The sequence below is a fragment of the Plantibacter sp. VKM Ac-2880 genome (assembly GCF_015351235.1).
Classification (GTDB): Bacteria; Actinomycetota; Actinomycetes; order Actinomycetales; family Microbacteriaceae; genus Plantibacter.
In genome coordinates this window covers 439,467-457,373 of record NZ_JADKSJ010000001.1, presented here as the reverse complement: position 1 = coordinate 457,373, position 17,907 = coordinate 439,467, and the positions used below count along the sequence as shown (strand labels likewise).

Sequence of the window (17,907 nt, the reverse complement as noted above, 5' to 3'; positions counted from 1 at the left end):
GCGGCGTCACCAGTCGCGCGGACCGGCGCTTCCCGCCTCGTACTCCTCGAGCGTCGTCTCGCCCGCGGCCCACGCGTTCACCACGGGGGTGACGATGCGCCAGCACTGCTCGGCGATGTCGCCGCGGACCGACAGCAGGGTGTTCTCCTGCAGCAGACCGGCGAGCACCTGCGCGTAGGCGCTCAGGGTTGCAGCACCCGGGTCGGCCTCCAGCTCGACCCGGCGCAGCCCGTCCACGTCGTCGGCCCCGGTGACGATGAGGTCCAGGTGCACCGCGCCACCCTTGAGCGACATACGGAGGACGGTGTCGGACGGTCCATCGGGCGCGTCCAAGCCGGTCGGCACCGCGGAACGCCGGAAGTGCACCGCGACCTCACGACGCGGGTCGCCGATGCCCTTGCCGGAGCGCAGGACGAACGGCACGCCCTGCCAGCGCGGGGTGTCGACCTGCAGGAGGATCTGCGCGAGCGTCTCCGTGTCGCGCGAGGGGTCGACGTCGGGCTCGTCCACGTAGGAGGGGAAGAAGCGCTCGCCCACCCGACCCTCGGTGTAACGCGCGCGACGGGCGGTGGACGGGTCGTCCTTCCAGAGGCGTACCGCCCCGAGGACCTCGGCGATGCGGTCGTGGACGTCCGTCGGCGTCACTGCGTCCGGCCGCTCCATCGCCGTGAGCGCGAGCACCATGAGGAGGTGGCTCTGCAGCATGTCGCGCAACGCCCCCGTCTGGTCGTAGAACTTGGCGCGCCCCTCGAGGCCGAGCTCCTCGTCGTAGAAGATCTCGACCTTCTCGATCTGCTCCGCGTTCCAGCCCGCCTCGAGCAGTCGGTTGCCGAAGCGCAGGCCGAGCATCCCGAGGACGGTCGCGTTGCCGAGGAAGTGGTCGATCCGCCACAGCCGCTCCTCGGGCACGACGTCGGCGAGCGCCCCGTTGAGCGCCTGTGCGTCTGCGAGGTCGTCACCGAACGGCTTCTCGATGGCGACGAGGAGGTCGTCGGGCAGGTCGATCTGCGCGAGGGCTTCGGCGACCTTGCGTCCGGCCGAAGGTGGCAGGGCGACGTAGAGGATCGGCGAGCCGGTGCACGCGTCGAGGAGTGCACGGAGTTCGTCCGGGTCGGAGGCGTCGGTCGGGATGAACTCGGTGGTCGACACGAGCGCGTCGACGGTCCGGTCACCGACACCGGCGTCCTCGAGGCTCGTCCGCACGGTGGCCCGCCACTCCTCGTTCGACTGCGGTGTGCGGGCGGCTCCGATGATCTGCAGGGAGACACCGCGCGCGGCGTCTACGACCTCGCCGAGGCCGGGAATCAGGAGCCGCTTCGCCAGGTCGCCGTTGGCGCCGAGGATCGCGATGGTGCGCTTCGTGGGCTCGAGGGACTCCGCATCGGGGATACCGGGCTGGTCGTCGGGATCGGGCTGATTGGTGGTCTCGGACTGATCGCTCATGGTCCCATCCTCACCGAAGCGGCTGCGAGACGCGCGGGGGTTGCGGTGGCCCGACCCCCGGCCCCTGAGCTTGTCGAAGGGCACGCCGGCCACTGAGCTTGTCGAAGGGCTCACGCCGAGTCGCGGACCACGAGTTCCGTCGGGAGGGTGATCGCCGCGGGGCGCTCGCCCTCGATGACCTGCAGCAGCAACCGCACCATCTCGGCGCTGATCCGCTCGAACGGCTGCCGCATGGTCGTCAACGCCGGCTCGGTGCCGAGCGCGATGCTCGAGTCGTCGAAGCCGCCGACGGCGACGTCCTCGGGGACCCGCTTCCCGGCGGCGTGCAGGGCGTCGATCGCGCCGGCGGCCATGCGGTCGTTGGCGACGAACACGGCGTCGATCGTGGGGTCGGCCGCCAGCAGCTCGCGCATCGCGGCCTCGCCGCTCGCCCGACCGTAGTCGCCGTGCCGCACGAGCCGTTCGTCGAACGCCTCGCCGAGTTCCAGCCGGTAGCCCTCGAGCCGCGTCACCCCGCCCGGGGTGTCGGCCGGGCCGGCGACGGTCGCGATGCGCTCGCGACCGAGGCTCCGCAGGTGCTCCACCATCTCGCGCGCCCCCTCGAGGTCGTCGGCGGCCACGTAGCCGAGGCGCTTCTGGAAGCCCAGCGGGATGCCACAGGCAATCGCCGGCACCTTCGAGTCGACGATGTCGCTGATGAGTCGCTGCCCGCTGTGCGCCGAGACCAGCAGCACGCCGTCGACGTGTCCGGCCTCGATGTACGCGAGAGCACGCTCCTGCTCGGCCGCACTGCCCGCCATGATGAGCACGAGCGACAGCTGCCGTTCGGCGAGCGCCTGGGCGGCCCCTGTCAGCAGCATGGAGAAGTTGGGGTCTTCGAAGAGCAGTTGGTGGTCCTCGGTGAGGAGGAACGCGACGGAGCCGGTGCGGTTCGTGGCGAGGCTGCGCGCGTGGGGGTTGACCCGGTACCCGGTCTTGCGGATGGCCGCGTCGACCGCCGCCTTCGCGTCCTGACTCACCCACCGGCCGCCGTTCAGCACCCGCGAGACCGTGCCTCGCGAGACGCCGGCCGCCTCCGCGACGTCGTCGATCGTCGGGCGCCGACGGGACGGGACGGTGGTCATCCCGTCAGCCTAGTGCGGGGGCGTTCCGCGGTCCGATGGGCGTTGCACCGCGTGCCACCATGCCTCATGCCACCGCGCCTCACGCCACCGTGCCTCACGCCTTCACGGCGCCGGCCGCGAGGTCGACCCGCCAGAACCGCTGCAGGATGAGGAAGATGAGGATGAGCGGGACGATCGCGAGCAGCGCACCGGTGATCACGAGCGTGTAGAGCGCCGGTGCCGAGGCGCCCTGGTTGAGGAGCCCGTTGAGCCCCACGGTGATGGGGAACAGCGAGTCGTCGCCGAGCATGATGTACGGCAGCATGAAGTTGTTCCAGATGGCGACGAACTGGAACAGGAAGATCGTGACGAGGCCGGGCAGCATCATCGGCATCGCGATCCGTCCGAAGATCCGGAACTCACCGGCACCCTCGGTGCGGGCGGCTTCGATGACGTCGGTCGGCACGGCTGCGGCCGCGTAGATCCGGGCGAGGTAGATGCCGTACGGACTGATGATCTGCGGCAGCAGCACACCCCAGAACGTGTTCGTGAGGCCGACGTTCGCGAGCAGGAAGTACTGCGGGATCGCGAGGATGACGCCCGGCACGAGGACGCCCATGAGCAGGATGCTGAAGACGGTCCGCTTGCCCGGGAAGTCGAACTTCGCGAGCACGTAGCCGGAGATCGCGGAGACCCACGTGGAGGCGATCGCACCGATGCCCGCGTACAGCGCCGTGTTGACCATCCAGCGCCAGAACAGTCCGTCCCGGTACTGGGTGAGTTCGACGATGTTGTCGAACAGGTGGGTGCTCGGCATGAGGGTGAAGGTGGAGAACAGCTCGCCGCTGCTCTTCGTCGACGCCATGAGCACCCAGAACACGGGGAACAGGCAGTAGATCGCGCCGAGGATGAGGATGCCGGTCGAGATCCCGCTGGGGCGGTCGGATCGCATGGTCGTGCTGCCGGCGCGCTCGCGGCGGCGCGGCCTGGCCGTCCTGTCGGGTCGAAGGGTGGTCGTCATGTGTCAGTCCTCCTGACCGAAGGCTCGCTTCTGCACGACCCGGAGGAAGAGGAAGGAGACGATGAAGGTGGCGACGGCGATGATGATCGAGGTCGCGGCGGCCGAGTAGATGTCGTCGCGGGTGAACGCGTCGCGGTAGACGAGCATGAGTGGCGACCAGCTCGTGGACAGGCTGTTGGTGAGCGGTCGGAGCGTGGTGGGTTCGGCGAACACCTGCAGCGTCGCGACCATGGAGAACAGCGCGGTCATCACGAGGGCCGGGGCGACGATCGGGATCTTGATCCGCAGGGCGATCTGCACCTCGCTCGCACCGTCGATGCGGGCGGCTTCGTAGACCTCGCTCGGAACGGCCTTGAGCGAGGTGTAGATGACGATCATGTTGAAGCCGACGCCACCCCAGAGGGCGATGTTCGCGATGCCGAAGATGATCGTGCCGGAGGACAGGATCTCGGGGGCGTTCCACCCGAGGCTGTCGAAGATCGCATAGAAGGGACTCACGGCGGGCAGGTAGAGGAAGCCCCAGAGCAGCGAGCTGATCACGGCGGGCACCGCGTAGGGCAGGAAGATCGAGATCCGCGAGAAGGAGACCGCCCGCGTGCGACGCGAGTCGAGCAGCAACGCGAAGAGGAGTGCGAGGCCGAGCATGCACGGGATGAGGATGAGGCCGTACAGCAGCACCCGGCCGACACTCGCCGCGAACTCCGCATCGCCGAAGGCGCCGAGGTAGTTCTCGAAACCGGCGAACGCGGTCGTGCGTCCACCGGAGCCGAGGCCGAGGCCCGTCACCTGCTTCTTCTGGAAGCTGAGGAAGAGCGTGTACACGATGGGCGCGGCCATGAACACGAGGAACAGGATGATGCCGGGGGCGAGCATCGCGTACGGGATGAGGACCCGGTTCTTCAGGTTCTTGCGCGACCGGACCGGTCGGCGCGAGCCGCGCGGTGGGTCCTGGGTGGGCCGGATCGTGTCCAGCGTCGATGGTGCAGCCATGCCGGGTCCTTGGGTCGAGTGCGGGAACGGGGAGCGGGGCCGACTCGGTGAGCCGGCCCCGCGGGGACTACTTGACCGAGAAGCCGCTCTTCTTCAGGTCGTCGATGGTGATGGACTGCATCGCGGCCACGGCGTCGGAGAAGGCCTGCGCGGTCTTCGCCTCGGCGGCCTTCGCGAACTCGTCGTTGTAGGCACTGAAGGCGACGTTGACGTTCGGGCCGTAGGTGAACGGCGAGACCGACTCGGACGCCTTCGACGCGATGTCGTAGAAGTCGCTCTGCTGGCTGAAGAACTCCGGCGACGTCTGGAGCGCGTCGGCGGCGACCTTCGTGGCGGCGGGGTAGACGCCCGAGACGTCGGCGAGTGCCGCAACGGCCTTCGGGTCGGTGTTCAGCCAGGTGGCGAACTCGACGGCGGCGGCCGCGTGCTTCGACTGCGTGGTCACCGCGGTGGACGAACCACCCCAGTTGCCGTTGGACGGCTTCGAGGCGTCCCACTGCGGGAGTTCCGCTGCGGTCCACTTGCCCGCGGTGTCGGGAGCGTTGCCGCCGAGCACCCCGGGGGCCCAGACGGAGGAGATCCAGCCGACCTGCGAGCCGTCGTTCAGTCCGGCGTTCCACTCGGGCGTGTACATCGGCTTGTTGTCGATGGCGCCCTCTTCGACGAGCTTGCCCCAGTAGGACGCGACCTGCTCGGTCGGGCCGGCGTCGATGTCGACGCCCCAGCTGTCACCGTCGATGGACCACCAGGAGGCGCCGGCCTGCTGCGCGAGTCCGGCGAACCAGCCCGCGTCGTTCGCGGAGAAGGTGCCGAGGTACTTCGTCGGGTCGGCCTGGTGCACGGCGCGGGCGACCTCGGCGTACTCGTCCCACGTGGTCGGGACGCTGAGGCCGAGGCTGTCGAGGATGTCGGTGCGGTAGTACGCCATCATCGGGCCGGAGTCCTGCGGGACGGCGTAGACGGCGTCGCCACCGAGCGTCACGGAGTTCCAGACGCCGTCGGAGAAGTCGTCCTTGAGGTCTGCGGCGCCTTGCTCCGAGATGTCGGCGAGGGCGTCCGATGCGACGAGCGTCGGGATCTTCTGGTACTCGGCCTGGATGAGGTCGGGGGCGCCGCTGCCGGCCTTGATCGCGGTGAGCAGCTTGGTGATGGCCGGGTCGCCGCCGTCCTGCTTCTGCACGACCACCTGGATGTCGGGGTGGTCCTCGTTCCAGAGCTCGACGACCTGTTCGAGGTTGGGCGCCCAGGCCCAGTAGGTGAGTTTCACGGGGCCGGACTCGGTGCCGCCCGAGGATGCCGAGCATCCGGAGAGCAGTAGAGCCGTCGTGGCGACCGTGGCGATGCCGATGTGGCGAAGCGTGCTGCGCATTCGTCCTCCTTGTCGAAAGCTGGGGCGCTCTGGTGCGGGGCAGCGACGCTTCGATGGAGAACGTCGTTGTACCTGTGAGCGGTTACAGTTATTCACACGTCGCTCAGCTTGTCAACAGAGAAATTGCCGCCACTGCGAGCGGTTTTGCTGTGATAGAACTGGGAGCGCACACAGCCAGGTGATCGACCGGATCCCTCTCGGCCCACTGAGTCACAGGAGACGCAGCATGACCATCGAGCTCGACCCGCTCACCGCCCAGGCCACCTGGATCCCCGGCAGCACCGGCCTCCGCTACGGCGGCGACTACAACCCCGAGCAGTGGCCGCGTGAGACCTGGCTCGAGGACATCGCCCTCATGCAGGCCGCCGGTGTCGACCTCGTGAGCGTCGGCATCTTCTCCTGGGCGGTCCTCGAACCGCGCGAGGGCGAGTACGACTTCACCTTCCTCGACGAGATCATCGGCCTGCTGCACGACGCGGGGATCTCGGTCGACCTCGCGACCCCGACGACCGTCCCGCCCGCCTGGTTCTGGAAGCGGTACCCCGAGGCGCACCCCGTGACCCGCGAAGGACTGCGGCTCGGCCACGGCTCGCGCGGCATCGCGAGCCCGAGCTCCCCCGCCTATCGCCGGGCGGCCGCGGCCATCACCGAGCAGCTCGCCACGCGCTACGGAGCACACCCCGCCGTGGTGCTGTGGCACGTGCACAACGAGTACGGCGCGCCGATCAGCGAGGACTATTCCGACGGGTCCGTGCTCGCCTTCCGCGCCTGGCTGCAGCGACGGTACGGATCCGTCGCCGCCCTCAACGCCGCCTGGGGCACCCGGTTCTGGGGCCAGGACTACGGCGAGTGGGACGAGATCGACGCCCCGCGCGTGTCCGCCTCCGTCGTCAACCAGACGCAGCGACTCGACTTCGCGCGGTACACCTCCGACACCCTGCTCGAGTGCTACGTCGCCGAACGCGACATCATCAAGCGCCACGCGCCGGACGTGCCGGTCACGACGAACTTCATGGCCACCAACTGCCGGTCGATCGACTACTGGGCCTGGAGTCGCGAGGTGGACATCGTCGCCAACGACTACTACCTCGTCGCCGAGCGCGCGGACAACCACATCCTGCTCGCCCTCGACTCCGACCTGACCCGCTCCCTCGCCGGCGGCGACCCGTGGATCCTCATGGAGCACTCGACGTCGGCCGTCAACTGGCAGCCGCGGAACATCGCGAAGCGCGCCGGGGAGCTCGCCCGCAACAGCATGAGCCACCTCGCCCGCGGCGCCGATGCGATCCTGTACTTCCAGTTCCGCGCCTCCCGCTCCGGTGCGGAGAAGTTCCACTCGGCGATGCTCCCCCACGCCGGGACCGAGAGCCGGATCTGGCGCGAGGTCGTCGCGCTCGGACAGGACCTCGTCCGTCTCGACGAGATGCTCGGTTCACGCGTTCGCAGCGAGGTCGCGATCCTCTGGGACGTGGAGTCGTTCTGGGCCCAGGACCTGGAGTGGCGCCCCTCCGTCGAGCTCGACCACCGCGAGCGCGTCGAGGCCTACTACGCGGCCCTCTGGCGGGCCGGCGTCACGGTCGACTTCGTCCACCCGCACGCCGACCTGAGCGGCTACCGTCTCGTGCTCGCGCCGTCGCTGTACCTCGCCGACCACGAGACCTCCGAGAACCTCACCCGCTACGTCGAGGACGGCGGCAGCTTCGTGGTGTCGTACTTCTCGGGCGTCGTCGACGAACACGACGCGGTGTGGGAGGGCGGCGCGCCGGGTGCGTTCCGCCGGGTGCTGGGGCTGTCCGTCCCCGAGTTCCTCCCGCTCCACGAGCACGAGACCGTCGAGCTCGACAACGGCCGCACCGGATCGAGCTGGACCGACGACATCGTCCTGGAGGGTGCCGAAGCCGTCTCCTCGTACCGCTCGGGACCGGCGGCCGGGAGCCCGGCGGTGACCCGCAACCGCTTCGGCGCGGGGACCGCCTGGTACGTCTCGACGAAGCTCGACGAGGCGGGGCTGTCGGAGCTGCTGTCCGAGGCGTTGGAGCAGGCCGGCGTCGACGCACCGCCGGTGCCGGCCCTCGGGCTGGAGGTCGTCACCCGCTGGGGCGACGAGGCGTCGTTCACCGTCGCGATCAACCATGGCGACACGGACGCGGAACTCGCGACCGAGGGGACGGTCGAGCTGCTGACCGGCGAGCCGGTGGTCGCGGGCGCGGTGCGGATCCCGGCCGGTGCCGTGCGGGTGGTGCGGACGCCGCTGCGCGGGTAGGGCGGGCACCCTTCGACAGGCTCAGGGACCGGTGATTGGCCACCGGGCTTGTCCCGGTCACTGAGCCTGTCGAAGTGTCGAGGTGCGTGCTACTGGTCGTGCTCGGCGAGCCAGGCGAAGGACTCGGCGACGCCGCCGAAGATCTCCTTGCTGTAGCCGTCGAACTCCACCACGCGGGTCGCGTGCGGCGCGGCGGCGAGGATCGCCGGGATGTCGACCTGACCCTGGCCGGCGGGCTGCTGGTTCGCGAACGCCTGCGCGAGGGCGTCGGGCACGACGAGTGCACTCTCGCTGCTCGGCAGTGCGGTGGCGATGTCGCCGGAGATGATGCCGTCCTTGATGTGCAGGAACTGCACGCGGTCGCCGAGCGAACGCAGGAACGCGGGGGTGTCCGCGCCGCCGACGGTCGACCAGAAGGTGTCGATCTCGAGGACGACCTCGGGCGACAGCTGCTCGACGAACAGGTCGAAGATGGGGCGGCCGTCGACGTGGGTCGAGAACTCCCAGTTGTGGTTGTGGTACCCGAACGTCAGGCCCGATGCAGCTGCCTGGACGGCGAGCTCGTTGACCCGTTCGGCGAGGCGAGCGGCGTCGTCAGCGGTCTGCCAACGGTCGGTCGGGATGAACGGGTCGATGACCGTGCCGATGCCGAGCCGCGAGGCGGCATCGAACGCGACGGCCGGGTCAGCGGCATCGATCACGGGCGCGTGGCCGGACGGCGCCGTCACGCCGGCGGCGGCGAACGCGGTCTCGAACTCGGCGGCCCGCTCGACGAACGCGTAGGGCTCGACCTTGGTGAAGCCGATCTCGGCGATGCGGGCGACGGCGCCCTGCAGGTCCTCGGCGATGGCGTCGCGGACGGTGTACAGCTGCACGGACGGTGCGCTCATGGGTACTCCTTCGTAGCTTCGGGCGGGCACCGACCGGCGCTCCGCCGCGTCACCGACGCCGGCCGAACCGCTTCTGTCGACGGATCGACAAAAGTACCCGGGCCGAGTCTATCGACTGCGGCTGGGCGCGAGCGAGCCGATGCGTCCCGCCGCTACTTTTCGGAGCGCTTCAGCGTCTTCTTGACCGCACGCTCGGCGAGCACGGTGACGTAGTCCTGCACCGGACGCTCGGCGAGGGCGCTGACCTCTTCGCGGACGAGTGCGCCGATGCGGGCGGAATCGACCCCCGAGTACTTGTCGCTCAGCTTCTCGGTGAGCTGACGGATGATCTCTTCGTGGTCGATGTCGGTTGCCATGCACCCAGTATCGGCCCACAGGTGTTGCCCGGGCTGTGAACCTCGGCTTCCGTCCGCCGCTGTTCGCGCACCGGACACCTCCCGGCAGCACCCCGTTCACCCTCCCCACGGCGTGCCCGCCGGAGATATCCTGACCGCGATGTCGATTTCCGCATCCACCGTTCGACGTCGTAGTGAGGCGGGCGATCACGCCCCGGAAACCAGGAGAAGACGATGTCGAAATACATGCTCATCATGCGCAACAGCGGATCCGTCGAGAAGCTCGAGGACATGGATTTCGAAGCGGTCATCAACGCGATGGGCGCCTACAACGAGTCGATGATCACCGCCGGCGTCATGGTCGGCGGCGACGGCCTCACCGACGCCGCGCAGGGTGCCGTCGTCGAGTTCACGACGGAGGCCCCGATCGTGACCGATGGCCCTTATGGCGAACTGCACGAGCTCTTCAACGGGTTCTGGACCATCGAGGTCGCGACCCGTGAGGAGGCGATCGAGTGGGCCACCCGCGCGCCACTCGCCCCCGGGAACAAGATCGAGGTGCGCCGCATCACCGACATGTCGGACTTCGCCGACCACGCCGACAACGAGTACCTCCAGAAGGAGGAGGAGTGGCGCGCCCAGGAGGGCGCACCGAAGCCCGCTGCCGACCCTGCCTGAGCCGAGCGCGACCATGACCGACGACGCCGTCCGCCGCAGTGTCGAGGGCGTCTGGCGGATCGAGAGCGCCCAGATCGTCGCGACGCTGACCAAGCTGACCGGCGATCTCGGGCTCGCCGAGGACCTGGCCCAGGAGGCGTTGCTCGAGGCGCTCGAACAGTGGCCGCGCGACGGCGTGCCGCGCGTCCCCGGCGCCTGGCTGACGATGGTCGCCAAACGCCGGGCGATCGACGGCTGGCGGCGGCGCGCGGCCCTCGACGAGCGGTACCGGGCGCTCGCCCGCGACCTCGAACAGGCCGGTGACGACGACTGGGAACCGATCGGCGACGATGTGCTCCGGCTCGTGTTCACGGCCTGCCACCCCATGCTGTCGCGGGAGTCGCAGGTGGCGCTCACCCTCCGGGTGGTCAGTGGCCTGACCACCCGGGAGATCGCCCGGATGCTCCTCGTCCCGGTGCCGACCGTGCAGGCGAGGATCACCCGGGCGAAGCAGACCCTCGCGGCCGCGGACGTCCCGTTCGAGGCGCCAGACCCTGCCGAGTGGCGGCAACGGTTGTCGGCAGTGCTCGGCGTCGTGTACCTCCTGTTCACCGAGGGGTACGCGGCGACGAGCGGGTCGTCGTGGATCCGTGCCGAGCTCGCGAACGAGGCACTCCGGCTCGGCCGCCGACTCGTCGCGCTCGTGCCCCGCGAACCGGAGGCGCACGCCCTCGTCGCCCTCATGGAGTTCCAGGCCTCGCGCTTCGCCGCCCGCGTGGCGCCCGACGGCTCGGCGATCCTCCTCGCGGACCAGCACCGCGACCGCTGGGATCGCGCACAGATCGTCCGGGGTTCGACGGCACTCGACCGGGCCGACGCACTCGGTCGCGGCCGGGGCGCCTACGGAGTCCAGGCCGCGATCGCGCAGTGCCACTCGGTGGCCCCGAGCGTCGCGGCGACGGACTGGGAGCGGATCGTGATCCTCTACGAGGCCCTTGGCAGGATCGCCCCGAACCCCGTGGTCGAGCTCAACCGGGCCATCGCGGTGTCGAAGGCGACCGGCCCGGCAACCGCCCTCCGCATCGTCGATTCCCTCGCCGACGTCCCCGTCTTCCGTGGCTCTCACCTGCTCCCGAGCGTGCGTGGGGAACTGCTCGCGCAGCTCGGTCGCACCGACGAGGCACGGTCGGAGCTCACGGCCGCCGCCCACCTCGCCATGAACGACCGCGAGCGCGACGTCCTCCTCCGGAAGGTCGCCGCCCTGCCAGCGTGAGGTTCGGTTCAGCCCCTGGCCGGCACCTGGGACGGCACGTGGGCCGGTACGTCGAACCGCTGGCCTTCCGGCTTCGAGGGCAACAGCACCATGACGAGCAGGATCACGCTGCCGACCGACGGCACGAGGGTGAAGAAGTAATAGGTGCCGGGGAAACCGGCGTCGTGCAGGCGCCGCCACGTGATCGCGAGGCTCGGCACGAAGATCGCCACCCAGGCGATGAGCATCAGGACTACCCCGACGATCAGGACGATCGCGCTGACACCGATGCCCGTGGCGCCCAGGTCGACCCCGTCGAACTCCCCGGTGTACCCGTTGTCGTACCGGGACTGCTCTTGTACGGCCGTCGTCGTGGCGGTGACCGCGACGAGGAGCGCACCGATGGTCACCAACAACGTCGGGACGAGCATGATGAGGGTGGTGAACAGGCTGGCCCACCAGTACTCGCTGAGCGATGCACGACCCGAGAAGTTCGCGTACTGCTTGAAGAACCGTCTCCTCGCCTGAGTGAACGTGGCACCGTAGAGCGGCAGGGACAGGTCGTCCGGCGAGGAGGCCCCGCGGGGCGCGGGTGCCTGGTACTGGGGCTGGCCGTAGGGCTGCTGACCGTAGGGCTGCTGACCGTAGGGCTGCTGACCGTAGGGCTGCTGACCGTAGGGCTGCTGGCCGAACGGCGCCTGGCCGAACGGCGCCTGGCCGAACGGCGCCTGGCCGAACGGCGCCTGGCCGTACGGCGGCTGGCCGTACGGCGGCTGGCCGGAGGATGCCTGAGGGTTCGGAGGATACGTCATGACTGCTTCCGGATCGCGGGTCGAGGAGACACCAGTATGCCCGTCGCGGCGACCGGGCCGTCGGGGCGTTCAGCCGGACTCCGCCTCCCAGCGCAGGAGGTCGCCAGGCTGGCAGTCGAGCGCGACGCACAGCGCTTCGAGCGTCGTGAACCGCACGGCCTTCGCACGGCCGTTCTTCAACACCGCAAGGTTCGCCGGCGTCACACCGACGAGCTCCGACAGTGCGCCGACCGACATCTTGCGGCGCGCCAACATGACGTCGATGTCCACGATGATCGGCATCAGATCACGTCGTCCAACTCGGAACGCAGCTCCTGCGCCTCGATCTCCCGGTCGACCGCCTGTCGCAGGAGCGACCGCATGACCACGACGACGAGCGCGACGCCCGCAGTCACCAGCGCGGCACCGCAGAGGAGACCGACGACCCCTGGTGCGATCCCGCCCGGCGCGAGGAGCACCGCCAAGCCGAAGGTGAGCAGCGCAGACACCGCGATCGCACCGATGATCACGTCGACGAAGCGGAACGAGCGAGCCGAGAACACCCGGCCACGGCGGACCAGGTCGAGCAGCGCCCAGACGCAGACCGCGCAGAGCTGGAAGGTGATGATCTCGGCGATCACGATGATCACGAACAGGGCCCGCGGCACCTCGTCCACGCCGTCGAGGTCCGCCCAGAGCAACGGCACCATCACCACCTGCACCACCAGCGAACCCACCAGGGCGATCGCGAGGATCACCCGCAACACCGAGACCGTCACTCCGCGCATCGCGCACCTCCATCGAAGAACAATGGAAAGCTATCGTTATTCGATAGATTGCGCAAGCCGGCTCCATCCGGTCCCCGAGCTCATCCGGTCCCCGGGCTCATCCCGGTCCCCGAGCTCATCCCGGTCCCCGGGCTCATCCCGGTCCCTGAGCCTGTCGAAGGGTGTGGACTTCGCCGTTTCGTGGCGGTGTTCCGTTCACGGGACGCGGCGAAGCTCCCGCTCGAGCGAACCGCTCCTCCTCGGGCCGTGAGGGCGGAGGAGGAGCGGCTTGCTCGACGGAACGGTCAGGGTCGGAAGACGGCCCGCACGCACCCGTCGGTCTTCTCCTTGAACATGGTGTACCCGGCGGGGCCGTCCTCGAGCGGCATCACGTGCGTGGCGAGGTGCTCGGTGACGATCTCGTCTCGCGCCATCCTCTCGAGGAGCATTGGGATGTACCGGTGCCCGTGCTGCTGAGCGGACCGGAGCGTGAGGCCCTTGTTCATCACCGCCCCGAGGGGGAACTTGTCGACGAAGCCGCCGAAGACGCCCAACACGAAGAGGCTGCCGCCCTTGCGCGCGGCGAAGATCGCCTCACGGACGGCGGTGGGTCTGTCCGTCTGCAGCCGCAGCTGCTGCTTCAGCTGGTCGTAGGCGAAGTCGGGTCCGTCGCGGTGCGCCTCCATGCCGACCGCCTCGATGCACACGTCGGGGCCGCGTCCTCCCGTCAGCTCACGGAGCTCGGCCGTCACCTCGCTGGTCTCGTAGTTCATGGTCTCCGCGCCGATGACCTGCTCGACCTGGGTCAGCCGCTCCTGGAAGCGGTCGATCACGATGACGCGCTCGGCGCCGAGCAGCAGCGACGCGCGCGCCGCCATCTGCCCGACACCGCCGGCGCCCCAGACCGCGACGGTGTCTCCGGGCCGGACGCCGCCGAGGTCCGCTCCCATCCATCCTGTCGGAGCGGCATCGGAGGCGAAGAGCGCCCGCTCGTCGCTGATCCCGTCAGGAACGGCGAAGGCGCCCTGGTCGGCGTACGGCACGCGGATGTACTCGGCGTGGCTGCCGGCCCACCCGCCCAACGCGTGGGAGTAGCCGTAGCAGCCGCCGGGCGCTTGGCCCCAGAGCATCTCGGGGATCCCCGCGTTCGGGTTGCCGTTGTCGCACAGGGAGTAGAGCTCGTTGCGGCAGTACCAGCACTTCCCGCAGCTGATGAACGAGCAGACCACCACCCGGTCGCCGACCCGGTGCTTCGTGACGGCCGATCCGACCTCGACGATCTCGCCGATGAACTCGTGCCCGAGCACGTCACCCGCTCGCATGGTCGGGACGTACCCGCCGAGGAGGTGGAGATCGGACCCGCAGCTCGTACTCAGGGTCACCTTGACGATCGCGTCCTGAGCATTGAGGATCCCGGGATCCTCCACAGTCTCGACCGAGAGCTCGTTCACTCCGGTCCAACACAGAGCCTTCACAGCACACCCTCGCCTTTCGCCTCGTCCTCCGCTTCATCGACCTCGCCACCGAGCAGGGTGCGCGGTCGTTCTCCGTGCGGTCTCGGGGTGGCCTGCAGGACCTCACCCGTCTCGAAGATCTGCTTGGCGTCGCGCAGAGCCTCACGCAGCGCCCGCTCCAGATCGTCGTCCACCCCGGCGTCGGCACCCTCGCGGACCCGGGCGTGCACCTCGAAGCCCTTGTCCCCGGGGGCCGGATCGATCCGGATCTCGAGCGACTCCGCCAGACGCGCCAGTGGCTCGGGATACCCGCCGCTCTCGAAGTCCCGGGCCTCGCCGAGGACGGTGACCGCCTTCCACCCTTCCGGGTGCGCCCCGTCCCCGTCGGACTCCCGTTCCTGCTTCACGAGGGAACGGGCGACGAGGCCCACCGCGACCCCTGCGATGCCGATTCCGACTGCCCCAGCCGCTCTTCCTGCCATGATCACGCCACCTTTCCTGGTTTGAGGACGACCTTGGTCCACCCGTCGTCCCGGTTGTCGAAGTGCTCATACGCGTCCGGTGCCTGCTCGAGCGGCAGTTCGTGACTGACGACGAACGACGGCGTCGCCTTTCCCGCGGCGATCAGGTCGCGGAGCGGGCGGTTGTACTTCTTGACGGGCGCCTGTCCGGTTCCCATGGTCTGGCCCTTGAACCAGTGCAAGCCGATGTCGAAGGCGATCCGCCCCTCCTTCGCGAGCTCGTCGGGGCCCCCGGGATCCTTCGGCACGAAGACACCGACGGTGCCGATCCGTCCGGTGAATCGCACCGACTGCACCAGGCGGTTGAGCGTGAGGTTCGGCTGCTCGTCCCCGCCGGGGTCGTGCGCCTGATAGCCGACGCACTCGCACCCGTTGTCGGCGCCGAGCCCCATCGTGTGCTCGAGCACCGCCTCCACCGGGTCGACCTTCGAGTCGTCGATCGCGATCGCACCGATGGACTCCGCCAGTCGAAGTCGATCCGGATGCCGATCCACGACCATGACGCTGCTCGCGCCCCGGATGGTGGCCGACAGCGCGGCCATCAGGCCGACGGGGCCGGCACCGTAGATGACGGTCTGGTCCCCGGGCTTCACCCCCGCCATCTCCGTCGCGTGATAGCCGGTCGGGAAGATGTCGGCGAGCATCACGTAGTCGGCGGACTTCTCCTCCGCATCCTCTCCCAGCCGGAGGCAGTTGAAGTCGCCCCAAGGCACCCGCAACAGCTCGGCCTGGCCTCCGGCCCACGGTCCCATGTCGGCGAAGCCGTACGCCGCACCGGCCCACTCGGGGACGGGCTGAGCGGTGAGGCAGTAGTTGGTCAGCCCGCGCTCGCAGTTCTTGCAGTGCCCGCACGCCACGTTGAACGGCAGGACGACGTGATCCCCCACCGCGACCTTGTCGACGCCGTCGCCGACTTCGATCACCTCGCCCAGGTTCTCGTGACCGAACCACCGCCCGGTCTCGAAGCTGGTGCGACCCTCGTACATGTGCAGGTCGGACCCGCAGATGTTGGTCGTCGTGATGCGCACCAGCACGTCGGTGGAGCGCTCGATGCGCGCATCCGGGACGTTCTTCACCGCGACGGTGCGCGGCCCCTCGTACACCACTGCTCTCATGCTCGTTTCCCTTCCGTGGGCGATGTTCCGTCGAAGCCGCCTCTGTTCGGTCGACCCGGCGACGGTTCAATCTGACGCCCTGCTGACGGGCAGACACCATCGGCAGATCTGCCGATCCGGTCTGCCGTCAATGGGCGCATCTGACGAAGTTCACTGTGGTACTCCGGTAGGTACCGGTCTTCGGACGATTCCTTCGTTTCCCCTTCTCCTGAGGTGGTCGAGTCCCGTGTCACGCACAGCTGCGCTCCAACTCGCCGAGACGGCCGCGCGCCCGGGCCCGGTCCGCGAGCGGGCGCAGGCGATGCTGGAGGAGCTGCACCACCACATCCCCTTCGACGGCGCGTGGTTGGCGCTGGCCGAGCCGAACGGCACGGGATACCGCTCGGTCGCGAGCACCGACCTCGACGAGTCCTGCGTCCGCTACCTGAGCGGTCCGCAGATGGCGCTCGACATCGGGAGGACCGGTGCGGATCGCGAACGGCCCCCCATCAGCCTGTCGGACGTCCCCTACTCGCCGAGGGACCTGCAGACCTGGGCGGAGTGCCTGCTCCCCGCTGGATTCCACGAGACTCTGTCCGTCGCCCTGTTCGAGGACGGGGGCCGGCACGTGGGCTTCATGACGGTGCTGTTCCGAAGCGCGGAACCGCCGTCGCCGGCGGTCCGCCGACGCCTCGCTCGAATCGTGCCGACGCTCGCCGCGGGCATCGACCCCGTCCGCTCACTCGCTGCGTCGGCCTCGGTCCTCGGCGGAGCCGGAGCAGGCGTGGTCCTCCTCCCCGACCACGGCGTCACCTCCCTTCCGGGTCTCTCCGCGGACGAGCTGCTCAGCGCCGATTCGACTCTGATCGACGCCGCGAGGGACGCCATCGCCGAGGGGCGGAACTATGCCTCGTTCCTGTGGCCCCGCGGACGCCGGCAGTCGCCGGACAGCTACGCGCGGGTGACGGTGCTGGCCTGCGAGAGAGAACTCGCCGCGGTGACCCGCGGAGTCGTCGTGCTCTCCCCCGCGACGCGACTGCGGGGCCTGACACCGCGGGAGCTCGAGGTGCTGGGCCACGTGATCGAGGGGTGCTCCAATCTCGAGATCGCCCGGGCGCTGAGCGTCGCTCCACGCACGGTCGCCGCTCACCTCGAGCACATCCTGGTCAAGCTGGACGCCACGTCGCGCACGCTCGCGGCCGTCCGCGCCGAGCGCGCCGGCCTCTACGTCCCCCTCTCGCGAGTCCGGCCCGGATGAGATCCGCGCGGAGCATCACTGCACCGCCCGACCAGACGACGAACCACCGTTCAGAAAGGAACCGTCATGTCCCACCTGTCAATCAAGGCCGGTGTCGCCGCACTCGTCGGCGCAGCCGTCGCGGCGATCGCCGCGCTCCTCGGTTTCCCCGATCTGTCGCCTCTGCTCGGCTGGGCGATCGCCGCGGCGGTGTTCCTCGTCTGGTCCTGGTCGACGGCGTGGCCGGCCGGCCCCGAACGCACCCGCGACCTTGCCCGCCACGAGGACCGGTCCCGGAAGCTGGTCGACTCGCTCATCATCGCCGCCACCTTCCTCAGCCTCGTCCTCGTGGTCATCGCGCTCATCCGCAGCCAGCAGAAGGACCCCGTCGGATCCGCGGCCGCGATCCTCGCGGTCGTCGGGGTCGTCGCGGCCTGGGCGCTCATCAACACCGTCTACGCCTTCAAATACGCGCGCATGTACTACCTCGACGAGCGCCACCGCTTCGACTTCGACCAGGACGAGGACCCGTCCTACAGCGACTTCGCCTACACAGCCTTCTCGATCGGCATGGCGTACAGCGCGAGCAACATCACCCAGTCCTCCACCCCCTCACGCCGCATCGCCCTGGCCCACGCTCTGCTCTCCTACTTCTTCGGCGCCTTCGTGGTGGCCGTCGCCATCAACCTGATCACCGGCCTCACCCAGGGAGGGTGAGGA

The 17,907-nt window shown here is 69.3% G+C and carries 18 protein-coding genes; 5 read left to right on the top strand and 13 right to left on the bottom strand.

The window, feature by feature from the left end:
• Window positions 1-6 precede the first annotated feature (6 nt).
• The 5 genes from ITJ57_RS02135 to ITJ57_RS02115 all read right to left on the bottom strand — a co-directional run bounded on the left by ITJ57_RS02135 (window position 7) and on the right by ITJ57_RS02115 (window position 5,926).
• Entirely contained in the window at window positions 7-1,443 is a 1,437-nt protein-coding gene (locus ITJ57_RS02135) for a glucose-6-phosphate dehydrogenase (protein ID WP_194668634.1), read from the bottom strand.
• Window positions 1,444-1,553: 110 nt separating this feature from the next.
• Window positions 1,554-2,567, bottom strand: a complete 1,014-nt coding sequence (locus ITJ57_RS02130) for a LacI family DNA-binding transcriptional regulator (RefSeq protein ID WP_194668633.1) — start codon at window positions 2,565-2,567, stop codon at window positions 1,554-1,556.
• Between the two features lie 94 nt (window positions 2,568-2,661).
• Window positions 2,662-3,567 (bottom strand): carbohydrate ABC transporter permease, encoded by a 906-nt coding sequence (locus ITJ57_RS02125; protein ID WP_194668632.1) that lies wholly within the window; start codon window positions 3,565-3,567, stop codon window positions 2,662-2,664.
• Window positions 3,568-3,570: 3 nt separating this feature from the next.
• The gene (locus tag ITJ57_RS02120) at window positions 3,571-4,440 is read right to left on the bottom strand and encodes a carbohydrate ABC transporter permease (protein WP_228506712.1); all 870 of its coding nucleotides are present in this window, start codon (window positions 4,438-4,440) and stop codon (window positions 3,571-3,573) included.
• Window positions 4,441-4,624: 184 nt separating this feature from the next.
• Window positions 4,625-5,926, bottom strand: coding sequence for an ABC transporter substrate-binding protein (locus ITJ57_RS02115; RefSeq protein WP_194668630.1), 1,302 nt, complete (start codon window positions 5,924-5,926; stop codon window positions 4,625-4,627).
• Window positions 5,927-6,152: 226 nt separating this feature from the next.
• Here ITJ57_RS02115 and ITJ57_RS02110 point away from each other — a divergent pair, with 226 nt between their 5' ends.
• Window positions 6,153-8,189 carry a beta-galactosidase gene (locus ITJ57_RS02110; RefSeq protein WP_194668629.1) on the top strand — a complete coding sequence of 679 codons (2,037 nt, stop codon included), beginning with the start codon at window positions 6,153-6,155 and terminating at the stop codon, window positions 8,187-8,189.
• Between the two features lie 89 nt (window positions 8,190-8,278).
• Here the strand turns inward: ITJ57_RS02110 and ITJ57_RS02105 are convergent, their stop codons facing one another.
• Both ITJ57_RS02105 and ITJ57_RS02100 read right to left on the bottom strand, forming a co-directional pair.
• Window positions 8,279-9,079, bottom strand: a complete 801-nt coding sequence (locus tag ITJ57_RS02105) for a sugar phosphate isomerase/epimerase (protein WP_194668628.1) — start codon at window positions 9,077-9,079, stop codon at window positions 8,279-8,281.
• A gap of 152 nt (window positions 9,080-9,231) precedes the next feature.
• Window positions 9,232-9,435, bottom strand: a complete 204-nt coding sequence (locus ITJ57_RS02100) for a three-helix bundle dimerization domain-containing protein (protein ID WP_056009776.1) — start codon at window positions 9,433-9,435, stop codon at window positions 9,232-9,234.
• A gap of 213 nt (window positions 9,436-9,648) precedes the next feature.
• Between ITJ57_RS02100 and ITJ57_RS02095 the strand changes: the two genes are divergently transcribed.
• Window positions 9,649-10,092: a YciI family protein gene (locus ITJ57_RS02095; RefSeq protein ID WP_194668627.1), complete on the top strand. Its 444-nt coding sequence runs from the start codon at window positions 9,649-9,651 to the stop codon at window positions 10,090-10,092.
• A 13-nt stretch (window positions 10,093-10,105) separates the two neighbouring features.
• On the top strand, window positions 10,106-11,344 hold the full coding sequence (locus ITJ57_RS02090) for an RNA polymerase sigma factor (protein WP_194668626.1): 1,239 nt from the start codon (window positions 10,106-10,108) through the stop codon (window positions 11,342-11,344).
• An 8-nt stretch (window positions 11,345-11,352) separates the two neighbouring features.
• On the opposite strand, the gene ITJ57_RS02085 is transcribed toward ITJ57_RS02090, so the two are convergent.
• The 6 genes from ITJ57_RS02085 to ITJ57_RS02060 form a co-directional block, all read right to left on the bottom strand.
• Window positions 11,353-12,135, bottom strand: coding sequence for a DUF805 domain-containing protein (locus ITJ57_RS02085; protein ID WP_194668625.1), 783 nt, complete (start codon window positions 12,133-12,135; stop codon window positions 11,353-11,355).
• Between the two features lie 69 nt (window positions 12,136-12,204).
• On the bottom strand, window positions 12,205-12,417 hold the full coding sequence (locus ITJ57_RS02080; RefSeq protein ID WP_194668624.1) for a helix-turn-helix transcriptional regulator: 213 nt from the start codon (window positions 12,415-12,417) through the stop codon (window positions 12,205-12,207).
• Complete coding sequence (locus ITJ57_RS02075; protein ID WP_194668623.1) at window positions 12,417-12,902, bottom strand: DUF2975 domain-containing protein; 486 nt, start codon at window positions 12,900-12,902, stop codon at window positions 12,417-12,419. The genes ITJ57_RS02080 and ITJ57_RS02075 overlap by 1 nt, the downstream gene beginning before the upstream one ends.
• Before the next feature lie 284 nt (window positions 12,903-13,186).
• Window positions 13,187-14,332: a zinc-dependent alcohol dehydrogenase gene (locus tag ITJ57_RS02070; RefSeq protein WP_370582139.1), complete on the bottom strand. Its 1,146-nt coding sequence runs from the start codon at window positions 14,330-14,332 to the stop codon at window positions 13,187-13,189.
• Window positions 14,333-14,352: 20 nt separating this feature from the next.
• A complete protein-coding gene (locus ITJ57_RS02065) occupies window positions 14,353-14,817 on the bottom strand; it encodes a hypothetical protein (RefSeq protein ID WP_194668621.1) in 465 nt (154 codons plus the stop codon).
• A 2-nt stretch (window positions 14,818-14,819) separates the two neighbouring features.
• Complete coding sequence (locus ITJ57_RS02060; RefSeq protein WP_194668620.1) at window positions 14,820-15,971, bottom strand: glutathione-independent formaldehyde dehydrogenase; 1,152 nt, start codon at window positions 15,969-15,971, stop codon at window positions 14,820-14,822.
• Window positions 15,972-16,197: 226 nt separating this feature from the next.
• On the opposite strand from ITJ57_RS02060, the gene ITJ57_RS19725 reads away from it, so the two are divergent.
• Both ITJ57_RS19725 and ITJ57_RS02050 read left to right on the top strand, forming a co-directional pair.
• Window positions 16,198-17,208, top strand: a complete 1,011-nt coding sequence (locus ITJ57_RS19725; RefSeq protein WP_194668619.1) for a LuxR C-terminal-related transcriptional regulator — start codon at window positions 16,198-16,200, stop codon at window positions 17,206-17,208.
• A gap of 66 nt (window positions 17,209-17,274) precedes the next feature.
• The gene (locus ITJ57_RS02050; protein WP_194668618.1) at window positions 17,275-17,904 is read left to right on the top strand and encodes a DUF1345 domain-containing protein; all 630 of its coding nucleotides are present in this window, start codon (window positions 17,275-17,277) and stop codon (window positions 17,902-17,904) included.
• Window positions 17,905-17,907 lie beyond the last annotated feature (3 nt).

Excerpts from the sequence above, each read along its gene's own strand:
- ITJ57_RS02125 (WP_194668632.1), bottom strand. The coding sequence starts at position 3,567 with ATGACGACCACCCTTCGACCCGACAGGACGGCCAGGCCGCGCCGCCGC.
- ITJ57_RS02115 (WP_194668630.1), bottom strand. The coding sequence starts at position 5,926 with ATGCGCAGCACGCTTCGCCACATCGGCATCGCCACGGTCGCCACGACG.
- ITJ57_RS02110 (WP_194668629.1), top strand. The coding sequence starts at position 6,153 with ATGACCATCGAGCTCGACCCGCTCACCGCCCAGGCCACCTGGATCCCC.
- ITJ57_RS02080 (WP_194668624.1), bottom strand. The coding sequence starts at position 12,417 with ATGCCGATCATCGTGGACATCGACGTCATGTTGGCGCGCCGCAAGATG.
- ITJ57_RS02135 (WP_194668634.1), bottom strand. The coding sequence starts at position 1,443 with ATGAGCGATCAGTCCGAGACCACCAATCAGCCCGATCCCGACGACCAG.
- ITJ57_RS02075 (WP_194668623.1), bottom strand. The coding sequence starts at position 12,902 with ATGCGCGGAGTGACGGTCTCGGTGTTGCGGGTGATCCTCGCGATCGCC.
- ITJ57_RS02050 (WP_194668618.1), top strand. The coding sequence starts at position 17,275 with ATGTCCCACCTGTCAATCAAGGCCGGTGTCGCCGCACTCGTCGGCGCA.
- ITJ57_RS02060 (WP_194668620.1), bottom strand. The coding sequence starts at position 15,971 with ATGAGAGCAGTGGTGTACGAGGGGCCGCGCACCGTCGCGGTGAAGAAC.
- ITJ57_RS02065 (WP_194668621.1), bottom strand. The coding sequence starts at position 14,817 with ATGGCAGGAAGAGCGGCTGGGGCAGTCGGAATCGGCATCGCAGGGGTC.
- ITJ57_RS02100 (WP_056009776.1), bottom strand. The coding sequence starts at position 9,435 with ATGGCAACCGACATCGACCACGAAGAGATCATCCGTCAGCTCACCGAG.
- ITJ57_RS02105 (WP_194668628.1), bottom strand. The coding sequence starts at position 9,079 with ATGAGCGCACCGTCCGTGCAGCTGTACACCGTCCGCGACGCCATCGCC.
- ITJ57_RS02085 (WP_194668625.1), bottom strand. The coding sequence starts at position 12,135 with ATGACGTATCCTCCGAACCCTCAGGCATCCTCCGGCCAGCCGCCGTAC.
- ITJ57_RS02095 (WP_194668627.1), top strand. The coding sequence starts at position 9,649 with ATGTCGAAATACATGCTCATCATGCGCAACAGCGGATCCGTCGAGAAG.
- ITJ57_RS02120 (WP_228506712.1), bottom strand. The coding sequence starts at position 4,440 with ATGCTCGCCCCCGGCATCATCCTGTTCCTCGTGTTCATGGCCGCGCCC.
- ITJ57_RS02130 (WP_194668633.1), bottom strand. The coding sequence starts at position 2,567 with ATGACCACCGTCCCGTCCCGTCGGCGCCCGACGATCGACGACGTCGCG.
- ITJ57_RS02090 (WP_194668626.1), top strand. The coding sequence starts at position 10,106 with ATGACCGACGACGCCGTCCGCCGCAGTGTCGAGGGCGTCTGGCGGATC.